Genomic DNA, 19,191 nt, shown 5'->3' with positions numbered 1-19,191 from the left:
ACGGGTTAGTTGGTATCGGGCTCCGTCAGCTCCCGGATCGCCAACAAGCCGTCCACAGATGCTTCGCCTTTCTCGGCGGACAGATCCGCCGTAGCCCGGGCGAGCGCGGCATAGAGCACCGCCCGATCCGGGTCCGCAGCCGCAAGCTTTTCCAGATGCCGCGACACCGTCTCGGCATCGCCGCGCGCGACTGGTCCGGTCAGAGCCGCGGCGGGGCCGCGCCCCAACACCGCTTCCAGCGTATCGCGCAGGATAGGGCCGGCGATGGCAAGGCCGTCTGCGCGAGAGATGCCCACCTGCGCGAACGTCTCCAGCCCGGCCTGTATGAGCGTCGGCAAATGGTTGGCCATAAACACGATCGCGGCGTGATAAAGCGTCCGGTCAATGCCGTCAGGCAATGCGAGCGTTTGCGCACCGATGGCCTGAAACGCAGAGGCCAGTTCGGCTTGCGCCGATGCTTCGCCATCCAGCGTCACCATTGTGCCGGCAAAAGTCGCCACCGAGCGGTCCGGATCGGAAAACGCCTTGACCGGATGGGTACAGACACAGCGGACAGGAAGACCGGTCAGCGAAGCAAACGCTTCCAGTCCGCGCGCGCCGGACGTGTGGGTAATAATCGTATCCGGCTTGAGATCACACAGGGCGAGGCGCGCCAGCGCGCTTTCCAGCTCCGGGTCCGGCACAGAGACCAGAATGATATCGGCCTCTGCCGGATCACCTTTTACTCGGCCCGCACCGATGAAGTCGGCGGCGTCTGCTGCGGTTTCCGGGCGTCGCGCGACGATGGCGCCTATCTCGAAGACTTGCGCCTCATGAAACAGTTTGGCCAGCGTCCGCCCGACCTTGCCGGGACCGATGATGGCGAGGCGTTTCATCAGGCTTTCAGGCGTGCGGGCAGCCAGCTCGCCGGATCGGCCACAGCCTGCTCGCCCGCACCCAAATCCTTGACCTCATGCGTGTCTCCGGCAAACCAGAAATAGGGGATGGATTTGCGCTCGGCATAGCGGAACTGGTTCTTCAGCTTCGCGGCCTCGTGATAAACCTCGACATTAATCCCGCGCTCCCGCAACTGATTGGCCAGCCGGTCGAGCTCCAGAACATCGCTTTCGGGAAAACGTGCAATCAGCACATCGGTGGGCGAGGCGCGCTCGCCTGTGATGACGCCCTCCTTCACCAGCTTGGCGAAAAGGCGTGTCAGCCCGATGGATATGCCCACGCCCGGCAGGTCGCGCTTGATATAGGCCCCGACCAGGTCAGCATAGCGGCCGCCCGCGCAGATCGTGGAATAATCCGGATAGTCGATCAGCTGCACTTCGTAGACGACGCCGGTATAGTAATCGAGCCCGCGCGCGATCGCGAGATTGGCCTCCACCACGCTGTCGCCGGTATCGGCGGCATTCAACCGGTCCATGACGGTCTCAAGCTCGGTCAGACCTTCTTCAAATAGCGCGTTTTCAACGCCCAGCTTGCGCGCCTCGTCGGCGAACGCATTGTCGGTTGACCGGATTTGCGCCAGCGCCAGACAAGCCCTGGCCGCATCAGCCGACAGGTCCAGCTCCTCTAGGAGGATACGCTCGATCTCGCCGACGGGCAGCTTGTCGATCTTGTCGACGACGCGGATGACGTCTCCGGCATTTTCAATGCCGAGACCCTCATAGAAGCCGACGAGGATTTTTCGGTTGTTCAGCATGAAGCGGACAGGGCCGGCGCCCACCGCGTTCAGCGCCTGCAGTGCGATCAGCGGAATCTCTGCATCGAAATCGTGCGAAATCCCGTCCTGATCGATGACATCGACATCGCATTGCAGAAATTCGCGGAAACGGCCTTCCTGCGGACGCTCGCCGCGCCAGACGCGCTGGATCTGATAGCGTTTGAACGGAAAGGTCAGCGCGTTGAAATGCTGGGCCACATAGCGGGCCGTTGGCACGGTCAGGTCGAAGTGCAGAGCGAGGCGCGCGCCCTTATCCTCGCCTTCCGCGTTGAGGCGTTGCAGCCCGTAGATTTCCTTGTCCACATCGCCGCCCTTGGCGGCCAGAGTTTCGACCTCCTCCACGGACGGTGTTTCGATATTCACATAGCCATAGCGCTCGAACGTCTGGCGGATGGTATCAATCCAGCGCAGCTCGGCCCGGCGTATTTCGGGTGTGTATTCCGGAAATCCGCTGATGGCGCGGGCTTTGGCGACGGGTTTTGATTTGTCGGACAAGGCGATAGGCTCTCTTCTTGTGGGCGCGGAACAGGCGATAGCGCTGCAAGGGCCTGCCTGTCCATACTCGCACGTGCTTGACGCGGCATATAGGCCTTCTATAACCCGCCTCCTTGAGTTTGTGGCGGCTGTAGCTCAGCTGGTAGAGCACTCGGTTGTGATCCGAGCGGTCGCGGGTTCAAACCCCGTCAGTCGCCCCACTCACTCCTCCAACTCAGCCCCGTGCCGTTCGGCGCGACTTGCCCAGCCGCCATCGTCTATTGGGTTGGCGGTCTGGAAGAAGAGTGCGCGGTCGCGCGCAACGACGATCAGCGCGATAAAACCGAAAACGGCAGCCATATAGAGCGCAGCCAAAGCCTCATACTGTGAGGTAACAGCTTCCAGACCAGGAAACTGCCGGGCATAGGCATATTCTGTCGTCGCATTAAACACGCCATGGGCGAAAAGTAACAGGAAGAGCGAATCGGTTTTCGCGTAGAGCCAGCTCGCCAATAGTGTCGCGGGCATCAGCAGCACTGTGAAGGCAGCAATGACGTTCAGCCCCCCACCGCTGAGCAACAGGATCGGCCAGTGCCAGAATGACCAAAGGGCCCAGATCACGAGCGATGCGGGGAAAAGGCGCATTCTTGTCAATAAAATCGCCGTCAGGAAGAAGCGCCATCCGGTTTCTTCGCCGTTTGTCACAAAGACGTAGGCGATTTCCCGCCCATAATCGATCAGGCGGCTGATCAATGTGAAATCCGATGAAGCAAGATCCGTTTCGATCAGCGCGGAAACGTCCGCGCCGCTACCCGATGCGACCAGTCCGGCAGCTATGGCCCAACCGGCGATCATGATCAGAAGAATGCCCAGATAATAGGCCGGATGGACCGCCACTCTGAAAAGCTGCGCCAGCCAGGCCCGGAAGGCGGGCGTGCCATAGACCGTGGCCATCATGAAGAGGGCCACAAGGGTCGGAGCATATCGCGAGACGGTTCCGGTGATGAGGTCATCCCGGATTCCATCCGGCATTATGTCCTGAAGCGGTTGCAAGCCGATCAATGCGGCAATTCCGAGCGGGTAGGTGACGATCATGGTCAGAATCATAAAGATCGTCACGGGCCTGCGAGCGAGAAGCTGGATCATGATGATCTCCACGGCTTGAAAAATGCAGAAAGCGTTGTTGCAGCTTCGATGGATAGATGGCCCAGCTTGCGGATGCTTAACGCCAAAGCTGATACGCCAGTGACAAGAAGAAAGCTGGTCAGTACTGGCCCAAGAAGACTTGTTGCATCTGACGAAGCTGCAAAAATACGAAGCTGGATTTCGTCGTCACCGATCAGGTGAAGCCCGAATTGACCAGGAAGCAGGAAAGCGCCGGCGAGGAAGCCCAAAAGGGCGAATCCCGCTGCTGCGAGCGACAGAAAAGCCAACAATTTCAAACTGAATAGGGCGGCTCCGATCGCGAGCCGGGTACGGCCCCGATTTCCAATATCGTCGACAGGCTGAAGTCGGATGCCGCTGATACCTTCGGCCTGCAGCAAGTCGGGCAGGAAGTCATCCAAACGGCCGAGGCGCGCCAGGGCAGCCGTGAGTCCTCCGGTGGCAGCGGCCTCGCGAACAGAGCTATTGAGATCACCAATTACGCGCCGTCGGATCTGCCGGGGAACATCCCGCAGGGCAAAACGGAGCCTTGCATTATGGGCGGCCCAGATCAGGCGCGCCCGGAACGTTGTGAAGGGAGTATGTTTCATGGCTCAGCCTCGGTCCGGTCCGGTCCGGTCTGGGTCGCAGCGATGGTTTCTGCCCAGGCGCGTTCCAATTGTTGCAGCAAGACGATACCGGTATCGGTGATCGCATAGTATTTGCGGGCCGGGCCGGATTTGGATTTCTCGTGATAGAAGCGAATGGCCTGGATGGCGGTCAGGCGGCTGAGCACCGAATATAGCGCACCATCAGAGAACTGAACGCCAAGAATATTCTTGAGTCTTTCTGACAGATCGTAGCCATAATTGTCGCCGGTTGTGAGTTCCCGCAACATCAAGAGCTCCAGCAATCCCTTGCGCGATTGCATGCGCCAGTTTTCAAGAAACGATGATGTATTCTCAGCCATGAAGCGGCTTGCTCCCGATATTTCAGGTATCAGTATACCGGTATCCGATATAGTCAAGCCCATTTGGATATCATTGCTTGGGCAGACCCCACCGATCTACTCTGGAACCGGCGCTATCTAACTGTTTTCGGCTTCGATTTCTTCCCGCAGGGCTTCCAGCTCCAGCCACTGGTTTTCCTTGGCGTCGAGCTCTTCCTGTGCGGCGGCCAGTTGTTTCGATGCGGCGGCAAACCGGTCCGGGTTTTTCGTAAACAGGTCCGGCGCGGCGAGTTCGGCTTCCAGTTTTGTGATGGTCGTGGTCAGGGAATCGATTTCGCCGGGCAGGCGTTCCAGCGCATACTTGTCCTTGTTCGCCATTTTCCGCTTTTCAGCTTTTGGAGCGGCGGAAGGCGTGCTGGATTTTGGCGCAGACGTTGACTTTGCCGCCTTGCGGGCAGCTACATCCGCACCGCGCTGCGCCATCATGTCGGAATAGCCGCCCGCATAGATCTGCCACTTGCCGCCGCCTTCCGGCGCGACCACGCGCTGGGCGATACGGTCGAGAAAATCCCGGTCGTGGGTGATGAGGATCACGGTGCCCTCATAATTGGCGATGAAGTCCTCCAGAAGATCCAGCGTTTCCAGATCGAGATCATTCGTCGGCTCGTCCAGCACCATCAGATTGGACGGGCGGGCCAGCGATCGCGCCAGCAGGAGGCGCGCCTTTTCACCACCTGACAGGGTGCGAACCGGCGTCCGGGCCTGTTCCGGGCGGAACAGGAAATCCTTCATATAGGCCATGACGTGCTTGGTCTGGCCGCCGACCTCGATCATGTCGCCACCGGGCGAAAGCGCATCCTTCACCGACCATTCCGGATCGAGCACGGCGCGGTGCTGGTCGAGCGTCGCGATTTCCAGATTGGTGCCCAGGCGGATCTCGCCGCTATCGGGTTCGATCTTGCCGATAAGCAGATTGAGCAGCGTCGTTTTCCCCGCGCCATTGGGCCCGATCAGGCCGATCCGCTCGCCGCGATCAATCCGGATCGAGAAATCGCGGACTATCGGCGTCTCACCCCAGCTTTTGTTCAGCCCCTTGGCCTCGACCACGCGCTTGCCGGACTTGCCGGCATCGGTTTGCTCGATATTGGCGAGGCCGACGCTTTTTTCGTAATTCTGGCGCTTGTCTTTCAGGTCGCCCAGTTCGCGCATGCGGCGGACATTGCGCTTGCGGCGGGCGGTCACGCCATAACGCACCCAATGCTCCTCTCGGGCAATCTCGCGCGAGAGTTTGTGCTGTTCTTCGGCCTCTTTCTCGAGAAGATCGTCACGCCAGTCTTCGAAGGCGGCAAAGCCCTTGTTCAATTCCTGTGTCGCGCCTCGGTCCAGCCAGACGGTCTTGCGCGACAGATTGGACAGAAAGCGCCGGTCGTGACTGATCAACACGAAGGCCGATCCACAGGATTTCAGCTCGCCTTCCAGCCATTCAATCGCCGGCAGATCAAGATGGTTGGTCGGTTCATCCAGCAGGAGCAGGTCGGGCGCCGGTGCCAGCGCGCGTGCCAGAGCCGCCCGGCGGCGCTCGCCGCCTGATAGCGTTCCGGTCGTCTCGTCCCCGGTCAGGCCGAGCGAGTTGAGATAATAGAGCGCACGGTGTTCATCATCGCCCGGCGTCATTCCGGCCCGGACATAGTCGAGAACGGTCGGCCAGCTGGTCAGGTCCGGGTCCTGTTCCAGATAGCGAACAGTGGCACCCGGATGCAGGAAGCGCTCGCCGCTATCGGCTTCGACGAGTCCTGCGGCGATTTTCAGGAAAGTCGACTTGCCCGAGCCATTGCGCCCGACCAGACAGATGCGGTCGCCCTCTGCCACCGTCAGATTGGCCTCACGCAGAAGCGGCGTCACCCCGAAGGTCAGCGAGGTATTTTGCAGGGTCAGGAGTGGCGGGCTGGCCATGCCGGGCTAGACGCCTTCTCCGGCGAAGGCTTTCTCGATCACGAACTGCGCTGGAGCCGCGTTCGAGCCTTCGGTAAATCCCTTGTCCAGCATGATCTGCTTGAGGTCCCGCAGCATGGCGTCGGAGCCACAAATCATCACCCGGTCAGTGGCGGGATCGAGGGGGGGGCGCCCGATGACAGAGGCCAGCTCGCCATTATGGATGAGATCGGTAATGCGACCGCGCTGGTCCTGTGTTTCATCCCGCGTGGTAGAGGTGAAATGGATCAGGCGGTCCCCGACGAGTTCGCCGACCAGCGGGTCCTTGCGGATGTCTGCCACCAGCTGCTTGCCATATTCCAGCTCGGCACCCGTTCGGCAGGTGTGGGTCAGAATGACTTCCTTGAATTTGTCATAGGTTTCCGGCTCGCGGATGACACTGGCAAAGGGCGCCAGACCCGTCCCGGTCGAGAACAGGTAGAGATGATCGCCGGGCACCAGCGCATCATGAACCAGCGTGCCCGTCGGCTTCTTGCCCAGCAGCACCCCGTCACCCACTTCAATGTGTTGAAGCTCGGTCGTCAGTTTTCCGCCCGGGGCCTTGATGGAGTAGAATTCCAGCTCTTCATCCCAGGTCGGGCTGCAGATGGAATAGGCGCGCAGGACCGGTTTTCCGTCAATCATCAGGCCGATCATGATGAATTCGCCGGCTCGGAAACGGAAGGCTGCCGGGCGCGTAATCCGGAAGGAAAACAGCGTGTCGGTCCAGTGTTTGACGGCGGTTACGCGCTCGACCGTACAGGTCTTCGGCGGCGTAAAATCGTCGGTCAGGATATTGTCGAACATGGCGGCGATCCGGCAGGTCTGTTGAACGTGCCGGTCTCTTAGCCCGCCTCGCGCTCAATTGCACGGGGACGCGCTGTCACAGCTTCAGGCCCGCTGACTCACGACTCTCATTGACTCTTTTCTGTTCTGGAACAAAACTGGAACATATGATCAATAAGAGAGGTCTTCAAAGCCTCGTGCGGCCCGCTTCCGGGCTGCGCGACGATGCCGCGACCCCCGCCTTCCCCTTCGGACTGGCGCGCGAGGGCGTGCATGAAATTGCCGAAGCCGCCTATGGCGATGCCGGGGCGGCAGCGGGATTTGCGCTTTCGGCTCTGAAAACCGCCCGGCCCGGCATCTGGCTGTGGATCCGCGAGCGCGCCCTGGTCATGGATCAGGGGCGGGTGACGGGTCTGGGGGCCGCGGCCTTCGGGCTCGACCCGGCGCGCTTTGTTTTTGTCGATGTCGGATCCTCCATGGAGGCCCTGATGGCGACCGAGGAGGGCATCAGGTCCGGGGCGGTGTCCACCGTCATCACCGAAGCCAGAAGCGCCAGTTTTACCGCGACGCGCCGTCTGATCATGGCCAGCGAGGCCGGCGGCACGCCCGCCCTCCTGCTCTTGCCGCATAATCGTCAGGGCGCGACCGCGGCCCATGCCCGCTGGCGTATATCGCCTGCGCCATCTACCCCCAACCTGTTTGATGCGCGCGCGCCCGGCTCTCCCCGCTGGACCGCCCGGCTGGAACGCTGCCGCACAGCCCCCGGACAGGCGGGCCGCCAATTTGATCTGGAGTTTGATGATGAGACGCTATGCCTGCGTCTGGTTTCCGGACTGGTCGATGGACCGGCTGCGGCGCGCCCGGCGCGGCCAGCCGATATCCTGCCATTCCGAAAAGCCGGATGAGCCCCCTTTCATTCTGACCGAGCAGGGCGTGACGGGTTTGCGTGTCGCGGCGGCGAATGCGTCCGCCACCCGCCTGGGCATTGGTCCGGGCCTGCGGTTTGCCGATGCCAAGTCCCGCGCTCCGGATGTGCAGGCTGAACCGATTGATCGCGGCGCAGATGCCGCAGCGCTGGAAGCATTGGGCCTGTGGGCCACCCGCTGGACGCCTCTGTCGGCGGTGGACGGGATGGACACTCTGCGGCTGGACATTACCGGCTGCGCCCGTTTTTTCGGCGGCGAGGGCGCGCTCCTCAATGATATCGGAGAGCGCATGGCGGCGGGCGGTCTGTCCTGCCGTCTCGGGGCTGGCCCGACGCCGGGGGCCGCCTGGGCACTGGCGCGCCATGGCGACAGCCGCGTCAATGTCTGCCGTAGTGATCAGTCCGTTGAGGCGGCCTTGAAGGATCTGCCGGTGACGGGCCTGCGCCTGACCGAAAATGCCGAGCGCCTTTTGCGCCGTTTCGGCCTGACCCGGATTGGCCAGCTTTATCCCATTGACCGCATGGCTCTGGCGCGCCGTTTTGCCTCGAAGGACGCGGCCAATGCGGTCCGCTTCCGGCTCGATCAGGCGCTGGGACTGTATGCCGAACCTCTGGTGCCATTGCGGCCGCCGCCGGATTATGCCGCCCGGCGTTCTTTCGTCGAGCCGCTGATTTCCGGGGAGGGGATTACCGCTGCCCTGGAAGGCCTCGCTGAAACCCTGTGTGACCACCTTGAACAGGATGGGTGTGGCGCGCGCGATTTCACCCTGACGGCCTTCCGTTCGAACGGATCCGCCAGTTTTGTCGCCCTGTCGACGGCGCGGCCCGTGCGTGATGTTGCGCATATTCTCCGCCTCTTCCGGGACCGGATTGAAAAGATTGATCCCGGCTTCGGCATTGACCTTCTGGCGCTGACGGCGGCCCGGCCCGACACGCTGGAAACCGAGGCCCGGCCCCTTTCGGCGGAGCTGGCGCCCGGTCCGGTTGATCGTGTGGCGCTCGCTGCTCTGGCGGACCGGCTGACGGCGCGGCTGGGGGAGGGAAGTGTCCGCATGCCGCGGGCCATTGCCAGCCATGATCCGGCCCGTGCCGAAGCGCTCGCCGTGTTCGAGGGGCAGGAAGAAGACTGGGAGGACGCCGTCCTGGCCCCGCGCAGCGATCGGCCGGCCCGCCTTCTGGAACGGCCCGAAGCGGTCGATGTGCTGGCCGAAGTGCCCGATGGCCCGCCCGTCCGCTTTATCTGGCGGCGCGTGCCAAGACGGGTCAAGCGCGCCGATGGCCCGGAACGCATCGCCCCGGAATGGTGGCGAACTTTCAATGCCGAGGCCCGCGCCCGGGATTATTACCGCGTCGAGGATGAAGAGGGCCGCCGTTACTGGGTCTTTCGCGAGGGTCTGTATCAGGATGGGCGGGGCGGAAATCCGCGCTGGTTTGTGCATGCACTCTTCTCATGACGGACTATGCCGAGCTTCAGGTCACGACCAATTTCTCCTTTCTGCGCGGGGCCTCCCATGCCGAAGAACTGGTCCTGCAAGCGCGCGCCTCTGGCCTGTCAGCCATCGGGATTTGTGATCGCAACACGCTGGCCGGTGTCGTACGCGCCCATCTGGCGGCAAAGGAGCATGGCCTCAAACTTCTGGTGGGGTGCCGGCTTGATCTCGTTTGCGGGCTCAGCCTGCTCTGCTACCCGATGGACCGCGCTGCCTATGGTCGCCTCTCCACCCTCCTCTCCCATGGCAAGATGGGGACAACAAAAAAAGGCGAGTGCCACATCACGCTGGAAGATGTAGCGGCGCACGCTGAAGGACAGATTTTCATCGCCGTGCCGCCGCGGCGTGTGGATGAGGCATTTGAAGTCCGGCTGACCGAGCTTTCAACGCTCTGGCCGGGACGATGCTATCTGGCGGTGAGCTTTCGTCATGGCGGCCGCAATCGGGAGCAGATTGCCCGGCTGATGGCGCTGGGGGATCGCACCGGCACGCCCGGCGTGGCCACCAATGATGTCCTCTATCACATCCCCCACCGGCGGCCCTTGCAGGATGTGATGACCTGTATCCGCGAGGGTAAGACGATTGAGACGGCGGGTTTCCTGTTGGAACCCAATGCCGAGCGCTATGTCAAACACCCGGCGGAAATGGCGCGCCTCTTTGCCGGGCATGAGGTGGCGCTGCATCGCACGATGGAAATCTCCGGCCGTTGCCGGTTCTCCCTCGATGAGCTGGCCTATCATTACCCGGATGAGCCGGTGCCCCCCGGAACGACTCCGCAACGGCATCTGGAACATCTGACGCGCGAAGGCGCAAAGGCCCGCTATCCCGCAGGCGTGCCGCAACGCGTGCAATCCGCGATCGACAAGGAACTCGCCCTGATCAGGGAGCTGGATTACGCGACCTATTTTCTGACCGTGAATGACATTGTCGCCTGGGCCCGTTCGCAGGACATTCTCTGTCAGGGGCGCGGCTCTGCCGCCAACTCTGCCGTCTGTTTCTGCCTCGGCATCACCAGTGTCGACCCCGACAAATCCAGCCTTCTGTTTGAACGCTTCATGTCGAAGGAGCGCCGCGAGCCGCCCGATATCGACGTGGATTTCGAGCATGAGCGCCGGGAAGAAGTGATTCAGTATGTCTATCGCCGATATGGCCGCCACCGGGCCGCCCTGACCGCCACCGTCATCTCCTACCGCCCGCGCTCGGCGGTGCGTGAAGTGACCAAGGCGCTGGGCCTGTCGGAAGATGTCGGCGCGGCGGTGGCGGGTACGGTCTGGGGCAGTTGGGGCAAGGACGTCTCCGACAAGCGCATTGCCGAAGCCGGTCTGGACCCGGCCAACCCGATGATCCGCCGGGCGATAAAACTCACCACCGAGCTGATCGGTTTTCCGCGTCACCTTTCCCAGCATGTGGGTGGTTTCGTTCTGACCCAGGGGCCGCTGATCGAGACCGTGCCCATCGGCAATGCCGCCATGGATGACCGCACCTTCATCGAATGGGACAAGGACGATATCGACGCGCTCGGCATTATGAAGGTGGATGTGCTGGCGCTGGGCATGCTGACCTGCATCCGCAAGGGATTTGACCTCATCGCCCTGCATGGTGGGCCGCGCTATGACCTGGCCAGCGTGCCGCCAGAAGATCCCGAAACCTATGACATGCTGTGTGCCGCGGATTCTGTCGGCGTGTTTCAGGTCGAAAGCCGGGCGCAGATGAACATGCTGCCCCGGCTCAAGCCCCGCAATTTCTATGATCTGGTGATCGAGGTGGCGATTGTCCGGCCCGGACCCATTCAGGGGGATATGGTGCATCCCTATTTGCGGCGGCGGAACGGTCTGGAGCCGGTGGTCTTTCCCTCGCCTTCACCCGATCACGGTCCGGCGGATGAGCTGGAGCAGATACTGGGCCGCACAAAGGGCGTCCCCCTGTTTCAGGAGCAGGCGATGCAGATCGCGATTGATGCCGCCAAATTCACGCCCGACGAAGCCAATGGTTTGCGCCGCGCCATGGCCACCTTCCGCAAGGTCGGCACCATCCAGCATTATGAGGAGAAGATGGTGAACGGCATGGTGACACGCGGCTATGAGGCCGAGTTCGCCCGGCGCTGTTTTGATCAGGTGAAGGGGTTTGGCGAATACGGCTTTCCGGAAAGCCACGCCGCCAGCTTTGCGCTTCTGGTCTATGTCTCGTCCTGGATGAAATGCCACCGGCCCGATGCCTTTGCAGCCGCCATCCTGAATTCCCAGCCCATGGGCTTCTATGCGCCCGCCCAGCTGGTCCGCGATGCCCGCGATCATGATGTCGAAGTACGGGATGTGGACGTCAATCATTCTGACTGGGACTGTACGCTGGAGCCGGCCGGTCGCGGGCCCTGGCCCTGCGCGGTGCGTCTGGGTATGCGCCTCGTTGACGGGCTCGGCCGGGACGATGCCGAACGCCTGATGCAGGCACGGGGAGAGGGCTATGACGACCCGGCCGCGATCCGGCGCCGGGCCGGTTTGCGGCGCGCGCCTCTGGAGGCTCTGGCCGCTGCGGATGCCTTCCGCTCGGCGGGGCTCGACCGGCGGCAGGCGCTGTGGTCGGTCCGGGGGGAGAGCAAGGATATGGCCTTGCCGCTTTTTGCCGCCGCCGATGCGAAGGAGCAGGGCGCCGATGCCACCGTTCAGCTGCCGGACATGCCGCGTTCTGAACATGTCCTGCAGGACTATCAGACCATCCGCCTGTCGCTGAAGGATCACCCGATGCGGTTTTTGCGTCAGGCCTATGGACATATGGGGATCAGGACCACGCAGGAGATCAATCATTTGCGCAATGGCAGCCGGGCCAGCCTGGCCGGTGTGGTGCTGGTGCGGCAGCGCCCCGGCTCGGCCAAGGGCGTGTGCTTCATCACCGTCGAGGATGAGACCGGCGTCTCCAATCTCGTCGTCTGGCCGCGCGTGATGGAGACCTATCGTCCGGTGGTCATGGGTGCGCGACTCCTTTTGGTGAAGGGGCGGGTGCAATCAGCCGAAGGCGTCACCCACCTTGTCGCCGAGGAACTCATCGACCGCACGGCCGACCTGACCCTGCTATCGGAAGATGCCAGCCGGGCGCTGGACAATGCGCTGGCCCATGCCGACGAGGTGCGCCGTCCGATCGATGATCATCGTGTGCCGGCGGCCCGTCACCCGCGTCAGGTCCGCATCATCCCGAAAAGTCGGGATTTCCACTAGACCCGGCGCATCCTTGGCAGATTACCATAGGTCAGGGCACGCCAGACCCATTCCAGCGGGCCAAAATGGAAAGCTTTCAGCCAGAAATGGCTGAACACGATCTGGAAGGCAAAGCCGGCAAACGCAATCGCCATGGCGGACGTTGCCGTCGCCTGACTCATCAGATCCAGGCCCGGCCCGATGCCGAACAGGGCAAAGCCGATGATGAAGCTCTGCATCACATAATTGGTGAGGGCCATGCGTCCGACCGGTGCAAATATTCCGAAAAGCCTCGCGCCCAATCCCGTGCGTAGGGCGAGCACAATGGCCGAAACATAACCGGCCGCAATCAGGGGTGTCGCGACCATGTGCAGGAATTCACCGAAGAAATCCCCGGCCAGACTATCGCCCAGCAGGCCGATATCATCGCCAAACTGGTTGAGAATTTCCAGACCAAGACCAAGGGGTAAAGCGATGAGCAGGACATTGCGGAAGCCCGGCAGGAAATCTCCGGCGCGGTGAAGCCATTGTTTCCGCCCCACCCACATGCCGATCAGGAAGCGGCCAAAAGTGTAAAACGCCAGACCGATGATCGGCCCGTTGAAATAATCAACCTGGTTTACGTGCCAGAAGTCCTGAACCAGCGCCCAGTAGTCTCCGGCGGCGGAGAGCGCCTGACGTTCCAGAACCGCCGCGTCAGACGACAGTGCGTCATAGACGGCAGTGTCATACAGGCCGGATAGTTCGGCGAACATGCTGAACCCCAGCCGGCCGAAAATCGCCAGAATGAGGCCCCAGAACAGGATCATCCGGTCGCTCGCCTTTCGCACCAGCAGCAGGGCGAAACCCAGAAAGGCGTAAAGGTGCAGAATGTCCCAGAACCAGATGAAGGTGATGTGCAGGACGCCGATCACCATCAGGATCAGAAGACGCCGCGCATATAACCCGGTAAAGCCCGCGCCCCGTTCGCCAAGGCGCGTCATCTGGACATAGAATCCCAGACCGAACAGAAAGGCGAACAGCGTATTGGCCTTGTCATCGACAAAAATCCGCACGGCAAGATGCACGAGCCGGTCGAGGCTGCGGATGGTGGAGGCCTCCAGCTGGGCCTCTGTCGTCACATAGCCCCAGACGACGATACCGACGAGATTGGCCAGGAAGACGCCAAAGAGCGCAAATCCCCGCAAGACATCGAGGTCGGTGATGCGCTCACCCGACCCAATCGGTGCAGCCTGCTGATCGGTCATACTTGTCCCCTGCCCCATTCACCCTTCCTGCCTAGACAATGAAAGTTGACGGATCACTCATGCCATCGTCCGCCGGGGATTCGGGGGGACGGTGCAAAAGACCATCCCCCTTTTCCGGAAACATGGACTCCTGTTCATTGGCGCTCAAAGGGGAAAATCCCCTATGGTCGATCGAACAGGGCAGGCGAGGGACGCCGCGTTTCGACGCGGTGCGGAAATCATGTTGGAAATCAGGAATCTTTCGAAGACGTATGGCAATGGCGTCAAGGCGCTGGACGATGTGTCGTTGAGCATACCGAAAGGTATGTTTGGGTTGCTGGGCCCGAACGGGGCCGGGAAATCCACGCTGATGCGGACCATTGCCACGCTTCAGAATGCCGACAAGGGCTCGATCGATTTCAACGGGATCGATGTTCTCAAGCACCCGGCAAAGCTTCGCTCGCAGCTCGGCTACCTGCCGCAGGATTTCGGCGTCTATCCGCGCATGTCGGCCCGCGCCATGCTGGACCATCTCGCCATCCTTAAGGGCATTTCCGACAACAAGGAAAGAAAGCGCGTGGTCGAAGGCCTGCTCGAGCAGACAAACCTCGCCAAGGTCGCCAAGAAAGCCGTCGCCTCCTATTCCGGCGGCATGCGCCAGCGTTTCGGTATCGCCCAGGCCCTGATCGGCGATCCGCAGCTCATCATCGTGGATGAACCCACCGCCGGTCTCGACCCGGAAGAACGCAACCGTTTCCACAACCTCCTGTCGGAGATCGGCGAGAATGTCGTCGTCATCCTCTCCACCCACATTGTGGAAGATGTCGCCGATCTCTGCCCCCGGATGGCCATTCTCAATCAGGGTCAGATCGCGGCGGAAGGCGCGCCGGCCGAGTTGATCACCCGTCTCGACGGCAAGGTCTGGAAGAAGCGGATTTCGAAGGCGGAGCTGCCAGCCTACCGGTCCAGATACAATGTCATTTCGATGCGCCTGACCCAGGGCGAGGTTCTGGTCCATGTCGAGGCAGACGAAAATCCGGGAGAAGGTTTCGAAGCCATCGCGCCTGATCTGGAAGACGTCTACTTCTCGACGATCACATCCGGCCGCGCAGAAGCCGAAGCGGCGTAAGCCCCGAGCACAAAGGAGTCCTGTCATGCTCGGTAAAATCGCCAGCTTCGAATTTCGCTATCAGATTATGGCCCCGGCCTTTTTCTGGATTTTTGCCATTTTCTTTCTGTTCGTGTTCGGCGCCGCCGCCTCCGACCAAATCCAGATTGGAGACAGTGCGACGGTTCATGCCAATTCACCGTTCGCGATTTCACTGAACATTCTGGTGTTCTCGCTGTTCGGAATGATCATCCCGATTGTCTTTCTGGCCAGCGGTATCCTGCGAGATCGCAGCTTCAACACTTACGAGCTATTCTATTCCACGCCTGTGCGTGAACGAGACTACCTGCTGGGCCGGTTTCTCGGCGGCTTTGCGGTCACGGCACTGGTCATCTTCAGTCTTCCATTAGGCAATCTCGTTGGGTCCCTGATGCCGTGGGTAGACCCGGAATCCATCGGTCCCTTCCGCGTGGAATATTACCTCTACCCCTATCTGGTAATTGGCGTCGCGAACATGTTCATCATTGGCATGATCCTGTTCACGATCGCCAATCTGAGCCGGTCTCTGGTCATCACCTGGGTGGGATTGCTGGGCCTGTTCGTGTTCAATGTGGTGGGTGGATTCCTCGATTCCCAGCCGGAATGGCGGACCCTGGCGGCGTTGACAGATCCGTTCGGCGGCAATGCGTTGGCGGATGTCACACGCTATTGGACCGCCGCCGAACAGAATACACGCCTGATCCCGATGGAAGGCATTTTTCTCCAGAACCGCCTGATCTGGATGAGCGTCGCCATCGCGCTTTTCATTTTCAATGTTGTCATTTTCTCTTTCCGCAGCGGCAATGCCCGGCTTGGCGGAAAGAAGATACGCCGCGCGGAAACGCCTTTTGTACCGACGGAAATCGAGTTGCCGAAAGCCACACCGACGCCCGAAAAGGCGGCCTGGGCCCAATTCTGGGCGCGTGTGGATTTCGAGGTTAAAGGCGTTATTTTCAATATCGGATTCTGGGTTCTGCTGGCCCTCGGCGTGCTGCTTGTGAGCGTGAATGTCTTCCTGATCGCGCCGGTCTATGGGACGCCCAGCTATCCGCTGACCCGGGTGATGGTGTTCAGCATGATAGGGGGCTTCGTGCTGATTCCGCTCGTCGTCATCATCTATTATGCATCGGAACTGATCTGGCGGGAGCGGACTGTTCGCTTCTCGGAAATCGTCGATGCGTCACCCACGCCCAGCTGGGTCTTCATGACCGCCAAACTGATCGGCATGATGGCCGTTATCGGCGGTCTTTTGATGGTTGCGGTGCTGATCACGATCACCGCCCAGCTGATCCGGGGTTACACAAGTCTGGAACTGGACCAATACGCCATTAGAACCCTGGTGGACTTGGCCATTCCTCTGACCTTCCTGTCCATGGTCGCGATCTTTTTGCAAGTGGTCAGCAACAACAAATGGGTCGGCATTGCGGCCATGGGCGCGCTTTTCATTATCACCGCATTTGTGCTGCCCAATATCGGGCTAGCCCACAATCTCTACCTTTTCCCCTTCGTGTCGATAAATCCCTATTCCGACATGAATCAGTATGGGCACTTCCTTGGCATTCAGATGTGGTTCCACCTCTACTGGGCGGCCATTTCCCTCTTTCTGTTTCTTGTTGCAGCGGTCATGTTCAATCGCGGCGCGCTGGCGCCGATCTGGCAGCGGCTGCGGTCTTTGCCCGGCGCTTTCAACGCGCCCACCGCAGGCCTTGCCGCCGCAGCGCTTCTGGTGGCCATCGGTTCGGGAAGCTGGATCTATTACAACACGGTTGTCCTGAACGATTATACGACCGGCCCACAGGTGGAACGTCAGACCGCCGAGTTCGAACGCGATTGGCGCGACCAGCTGGAAGGCTTGCCCCAGCCGACCATTACGGATGTGGAATACACCGTCGACATCTACAATAGAGAGCGCCGCTACACTGCCTCGGGCACGAATACGCTGGTCAATAATACGAGCGAGGCCATTCCCGTGGTCTGGGTATCCTACGGGTCGGCAGAGGTGCTGAACCAGTCGCTCGATGGCGATGGCGCGGAACTGCGCAGCGAGCTGGTCAACCTATACGCCTTTGAGCTGGAAACCCCGATGCAGCCGGGTGAAACGCGCACGCTCAGTTTCGAGGTCGAAGTCGCCAATCCCGGATTCCGCAATTCCGGGAATGTCAGCTCGGTCAATTTCAACGGCACCTTCTTCAATAATGGGGAATTCGCACCATCCATCGGCTTCAATCGCGGTTTCCTCCTGCAGGATCCGGCGGTGCGCCGCCGGCAGGATCTGCCGCCCATCGACCGGGCCTTCGCGCTCGAGGACGAGGAGCATTGGGACGAAAACTATATCCGTCAGGATTCGGATTACGTCACCTTTCGCACACTCGTTTCGACCGATGAAGGCCAGACGGTGGTCGCGCCCGGCTATCTCCAGCGCGACTGGGTCGAGGACGGCCGGCATTATTTCGAATACGTGATGGAGGATCGAAGCCTCAACTTCTTCAACTGGATGTCCGCCGAATACGCGTTGCTGGAAGAAGAAGAGGAGGGCATCAATTACCAGGTCTTCTACCACCCGGAGCATGACTGGAATATCGAGCGTATGATGCAGGGCGCACAGGATTCACTCGCCTATATGAGCGAGCACATCAGCCCCTATCAGTATCGGCAATACCGCATGCTGGAATTCCCGGCCTATGCCAGCTTTGCCCAGTCCTTCCCGAACACGATCGCCTATTCGGAGGCAATCGGCTTTACCGCCGACCTGCGCGACGAAGACAATATCGACTATGTCTACTACGTCACCGCGCACGAGGCCGCGCACCAGTGGTGGGCGCACCAGATCATGGGGCCGAATGTGCAAGGCGGCTCCATGCTGGTGGAGACCTTCGCCCAGTATTCGGCCCTGATGGTGATGCGGCAGGAATATGGCGACGATCATATGCGCCGCTTCCTGAAGTATGAGCTCGACAGCTATCTCTCGGCGCGCGGAAATGAAACCCGAGAGGAATTGCCGCTTTACCGGGTCGAGAACCAACAGCACATCCATTACCGCAAGGGCGCGGTCATCATGTATGCGCTGCAGGATTATATTGGCGAGGACACGGTAAACCGGGCGTTGGCGCGGCTGGTGGAAGAGTTCCAGTATCAGTCCAACCCCTATCCGACGACGCTGGATTTCCTTCGTATCCTGCGCGAGGAAGCCGGGCCCGAACATGAGCGGATCATCCACGATTTCTTCGAGCGGATCATGCTGTTCGATCTGTCCATCGATACGGACACGGCCGAACGACGAGAGCTCGAGGACGGGCGCTGGGAGACGACCTTCACTGTGAATGCGCATCTTTATGAAGCAGATGGCGAAGGCAACGAGACCGAGGAACCGATCGATTATGACATTGATGTCGGGCTCTTCATGCGCAGTCCGGACACCGTGAATGAAGGCACGGATCACATCCTCTACTTCCAGCGTCATCGCATCAATCAGGCGGAAACGACGCTCTCCATTATCACCGATGAAGAGCCTGCCTGGGTCGGCATTGATCCCTATAACAAGCTGATCGATCGCAACTCCGACGACAATATCATCCAGCCCCCGCGCGCTGAAGATGATGCAGAGGATGACGAGTCCGGAGGCGCAGAAACCGGAGAGACAGAGACCGCAGCTCTGATTACGGAATAGGGCAGGGCGAGCGGTGCTTGATGGCGCTGATCGAGAAATTCGTCTCGATCGCGCCAATGCCCGGCACGGGATGCAACTCCTCGCGCATGAAGCGCTCATAGCCGTCATGGCCGGAAACCACGACTTCCAGCAGATAGTCCTCGCCGCCTGACATCAGATGGCATTCGATTACCGCGTCGATGGCGGCGATTTTCCGTTCGAATGTCGCCACCGTGTCCGGCGAATGATCCTTCAGCCGGATCCGCACGAAGGCCGTCACCGCCAGCCCGCACGCCTTGCGGTCGATTTCCGCGAAATAGGTGCGGATCAGCCCTGCCGTTTCGAGCGCCCGCACTCGCTTCAGGCAAGGCGAAGGAGACAGGCCCACCAGATCGGCCAGCGACTGATTCGTCAGCCGGCCATCCGACTGTAGCGCCATCAGGATTTTTCGATCAATACGATCCAGGCGTTTCATAGCAGAAAATGCTCCAAATAAATAATCTGGAAGCAGAATACGGCAGCACATGGCAATGTG

Annotated in this window: 14 protein-coding genes and 1 tRNA gene; 6 read left to right on the top strand and 9 right to left on the bottom strand. The window is 60.7% G+C overall.

The features are described from left to right. Positions 1-5: 5 nt before the first annotated feature. Positions 6-875: a Rossmann-like and DUF2520 domain-containing protein gene (locus P0D52_RS12365; protein ID WP_394692956.1), complete on the bottom strand. Its 870-nt coding sequence runs from the start codon at positions 873-875 to the stop codon at positions 6-8. Then, the gene (gene hisS / locus P0D52_RS12360; RefSeq protein WP_394692955.1) at positions 875-2,206 is read right to left on the bottom strand and encodes a histidine--tRNA ligase; all 1,332 of its coding nucleotides are present in this window, start codon (positions 2,204-2,206) and stop codon (positions 875-877) included. The genes P0D52_RS12365 and hisS overlap by 1 nt, the downstream gene beginning before the upstream one ends. 124 nt (positions 2,207-2,330) lie before the next feature. Here hisS and P0D52_RS12355 point away from each other — a divergent pair. Further along, a tRNA-His gene (locus P0D52_RS12355) sits at positions 2,331-2,406 on the top strand. 1 nt (position 2,407) lies between these two features. Here P0D52_RS12355 and P0D52_RS12350 read toward each other — a convergent pair. From P0D52_RS12350 to P0D52_RS12330, 5 genes are all read right to left on the bottom strand, one after another. Beyond that, positions 2,408-3,331, bottom strand: coding sequence for a CPBP family intramembrane glutamic endopeptidase (locus P0D52_RS12350; RefSeq protein WP_394692954.1), 924 nt, complete (start codon positions 3,329-3,331; stop codon positions 2,408-2,410). Then, positions 3,328-3,939 (bottom strand): hypothetical protein, encoded by a 612-nt coding sequence (locus P0D52_RS12345; protein WP_394692953.1) that lies wholly within the window; start codon positions 3,937-3,939, stop codon positions 3,328-3,330. The genes P0D52_RS12350 and P0D52_RS12345 overlap by 4 nt, the downstream gene beginning before the upstream one ends. Continuing rightward, on the bottom strand, positions 3,936-4,298 hold the full coding sequence (locus P0D52_RS12340; RefSeq protein WP_394692952.1) for a PadR family transcriptional regulator: 363 nt from the start codon (positions 4,296-4,298) through the stop codon (positions 3,936-3,938). Before P0D52_RS12340 ends, P0D52_RS12345 begins: the two co-directional genes overlap by 4 nt. A 117-nt stretch (positions 4,299-4,415) precedes the next feature. Next, a complete protein-coding gene (locus P0D52_RS12335; protein ID WP_394692951.1) occupies positions 4,416-6,230 on the bottom strand; it encodes an ABC-F family ATP-binding cassette domain-containing protein in 1,815 nt (604 codons plus the stop codon). Positions 6,231-6,236: 6 nt separating this feature from the next. After that, positions 6,237-7,055 carry a ferredoxin--NADP reductase gene (locus tag P0D52_RS12330; RefSeq protein ID WP_394692950.1) on the bottom strand — a complete coding sequence of 273 codons (819 nt, stop codon included), beginning with the start codon at positions 7,053-7,055 and terminating at the stop codon, positions 6,237-6,239. Between the two features lie 146 nt (positions 7,056-7,201). Here P0D52_RS12330 and P0D52_RS12325 point away from each other — a divergent pair, with 146 nt between their 5' ends. Genes P0D52_RS12325 through P0D52_RS12315 form a run of 3 tightly spaced genes read left to right on the top strand, consistent with a single transcriptional unit; the run spans position 7,202 to position 12,658 of the window. Beyond that, positions 7,202-7,939: an ImuA family protein gene (locus P0D52_RS12325; RefSeq protein WP_394692949.1), complete on the top strand. Its 738-nt coding sequence runs from the start codon at positions 7,202-7,204 to the stop codon at positions 7,937-7,939. Further along, positions 7,833-9,413 carry a Y-family DNA polymerase gene (locus P0D52_RS12320; RefSeq protein ID WP_394692948.1) on the top strand — a complete coding sequence of 527 codons (1,581 nt, stop codon included), beginning with the start codon at positions 7,833-7,835 and terminating at the stop codon, positions 9,411-9,413. The genes P0D52_RS12325 and P0D52_RS12320 overlap by 107 nt, the downstream gene beginning before the upstream one ends. After that, on the top strand, positions 9,410-12,658 hold the full coding sequence (locus P0D52_RS12315; protein ID WP_394692947.1) for an error-prone DNA polymerase: 3,249 nt from the start codon (positions 9,410-9,412) through the stop codon (positions 12,656-12,658). The genes P0D52_RS12320 and P0D52_RS12315 overlap by 4 nt, the downstream gene beginning before the upstream one ends. On the opposite strand, the gene P0D52_RS12310 is transcribed toward P0D52_RS12315, so the two are convergent. Continuing rightward, complete coding sequence (locus P0D52_RS12310) at positions 12,655-13,884, bottom strand: DUF418 domain-containing protein (RefSeq protein ID WP_394692946.1); 1,230 nt, start codon at positions 13,882-13,884, stop codon at positions 12,655-12,657. The genes P0D52_RS12315 and P0D52_RS12310 overlap by 4 nt on opposite strands. A 220-nt stretch (positions 13,885-14,104) precedes the next feature. On the opposite strand from P0D52_RS12310, the gene P0D52_RS12305 reads away from it, so the two are divergent. Together P0D52_RS12305 and P0D52_RS12300 are read left to right on the top strand one after the other, a co-directional pair. Continuing rightward, positions 14,105-14,992: an ABC transporter ATP-binding protein gene (locus P0D52_RS12305; RefSeq protein WP_394694793.1), complete on the top strand. Its 888-nt coding sequence runs from the start codon at positions 14,105-14,107 to the stop codon at positions 14,990-14,992. 25 nt (positions 14,993-15,017) lie between these two features. Then, a complete protein-coding gene (locus tag P0D52_RS12300) occupies positions 15,018-18,677 on the top strand; it encodes a M1 family aminopeptidase (RefSeq protein ID WP_394692945.1) in 3,660 nt (1,219 codons plus the stop codon). Here the strand turns inward: P0D52_RS12300 and P0D52_RS12295 are convergent. After that, positions 18,667-19,131, bottom strand: coding sequence for an Lrp/AsnC family transcriptional regulator (locus tag P0D52_RS12295; protein WP_394692944.1), 465 nt, complete (start codon positions 19,129-19,131; stop codon positions 18,667-18,669). The genes P0D52_RS12300 and P0D52_RS12295 overlap by 11 nt on opposite strands. Positions 19,132-19,191: the final 60 nt, after the last annotated feature.

This window comes from Hyphobacterium sp. (assembly GCF_043584775.1).
GTDB lineage: Bacteria > Pseudomonadota > Alphaproteobacteria > Caulobacterales > Maricaulaceae > Hyphobacterium.
The sequence above is the reverse complement of the archived record's forward strand: the minus strand, read 5'-3'. Positions and strand labels throughout refer to the sequence as shown.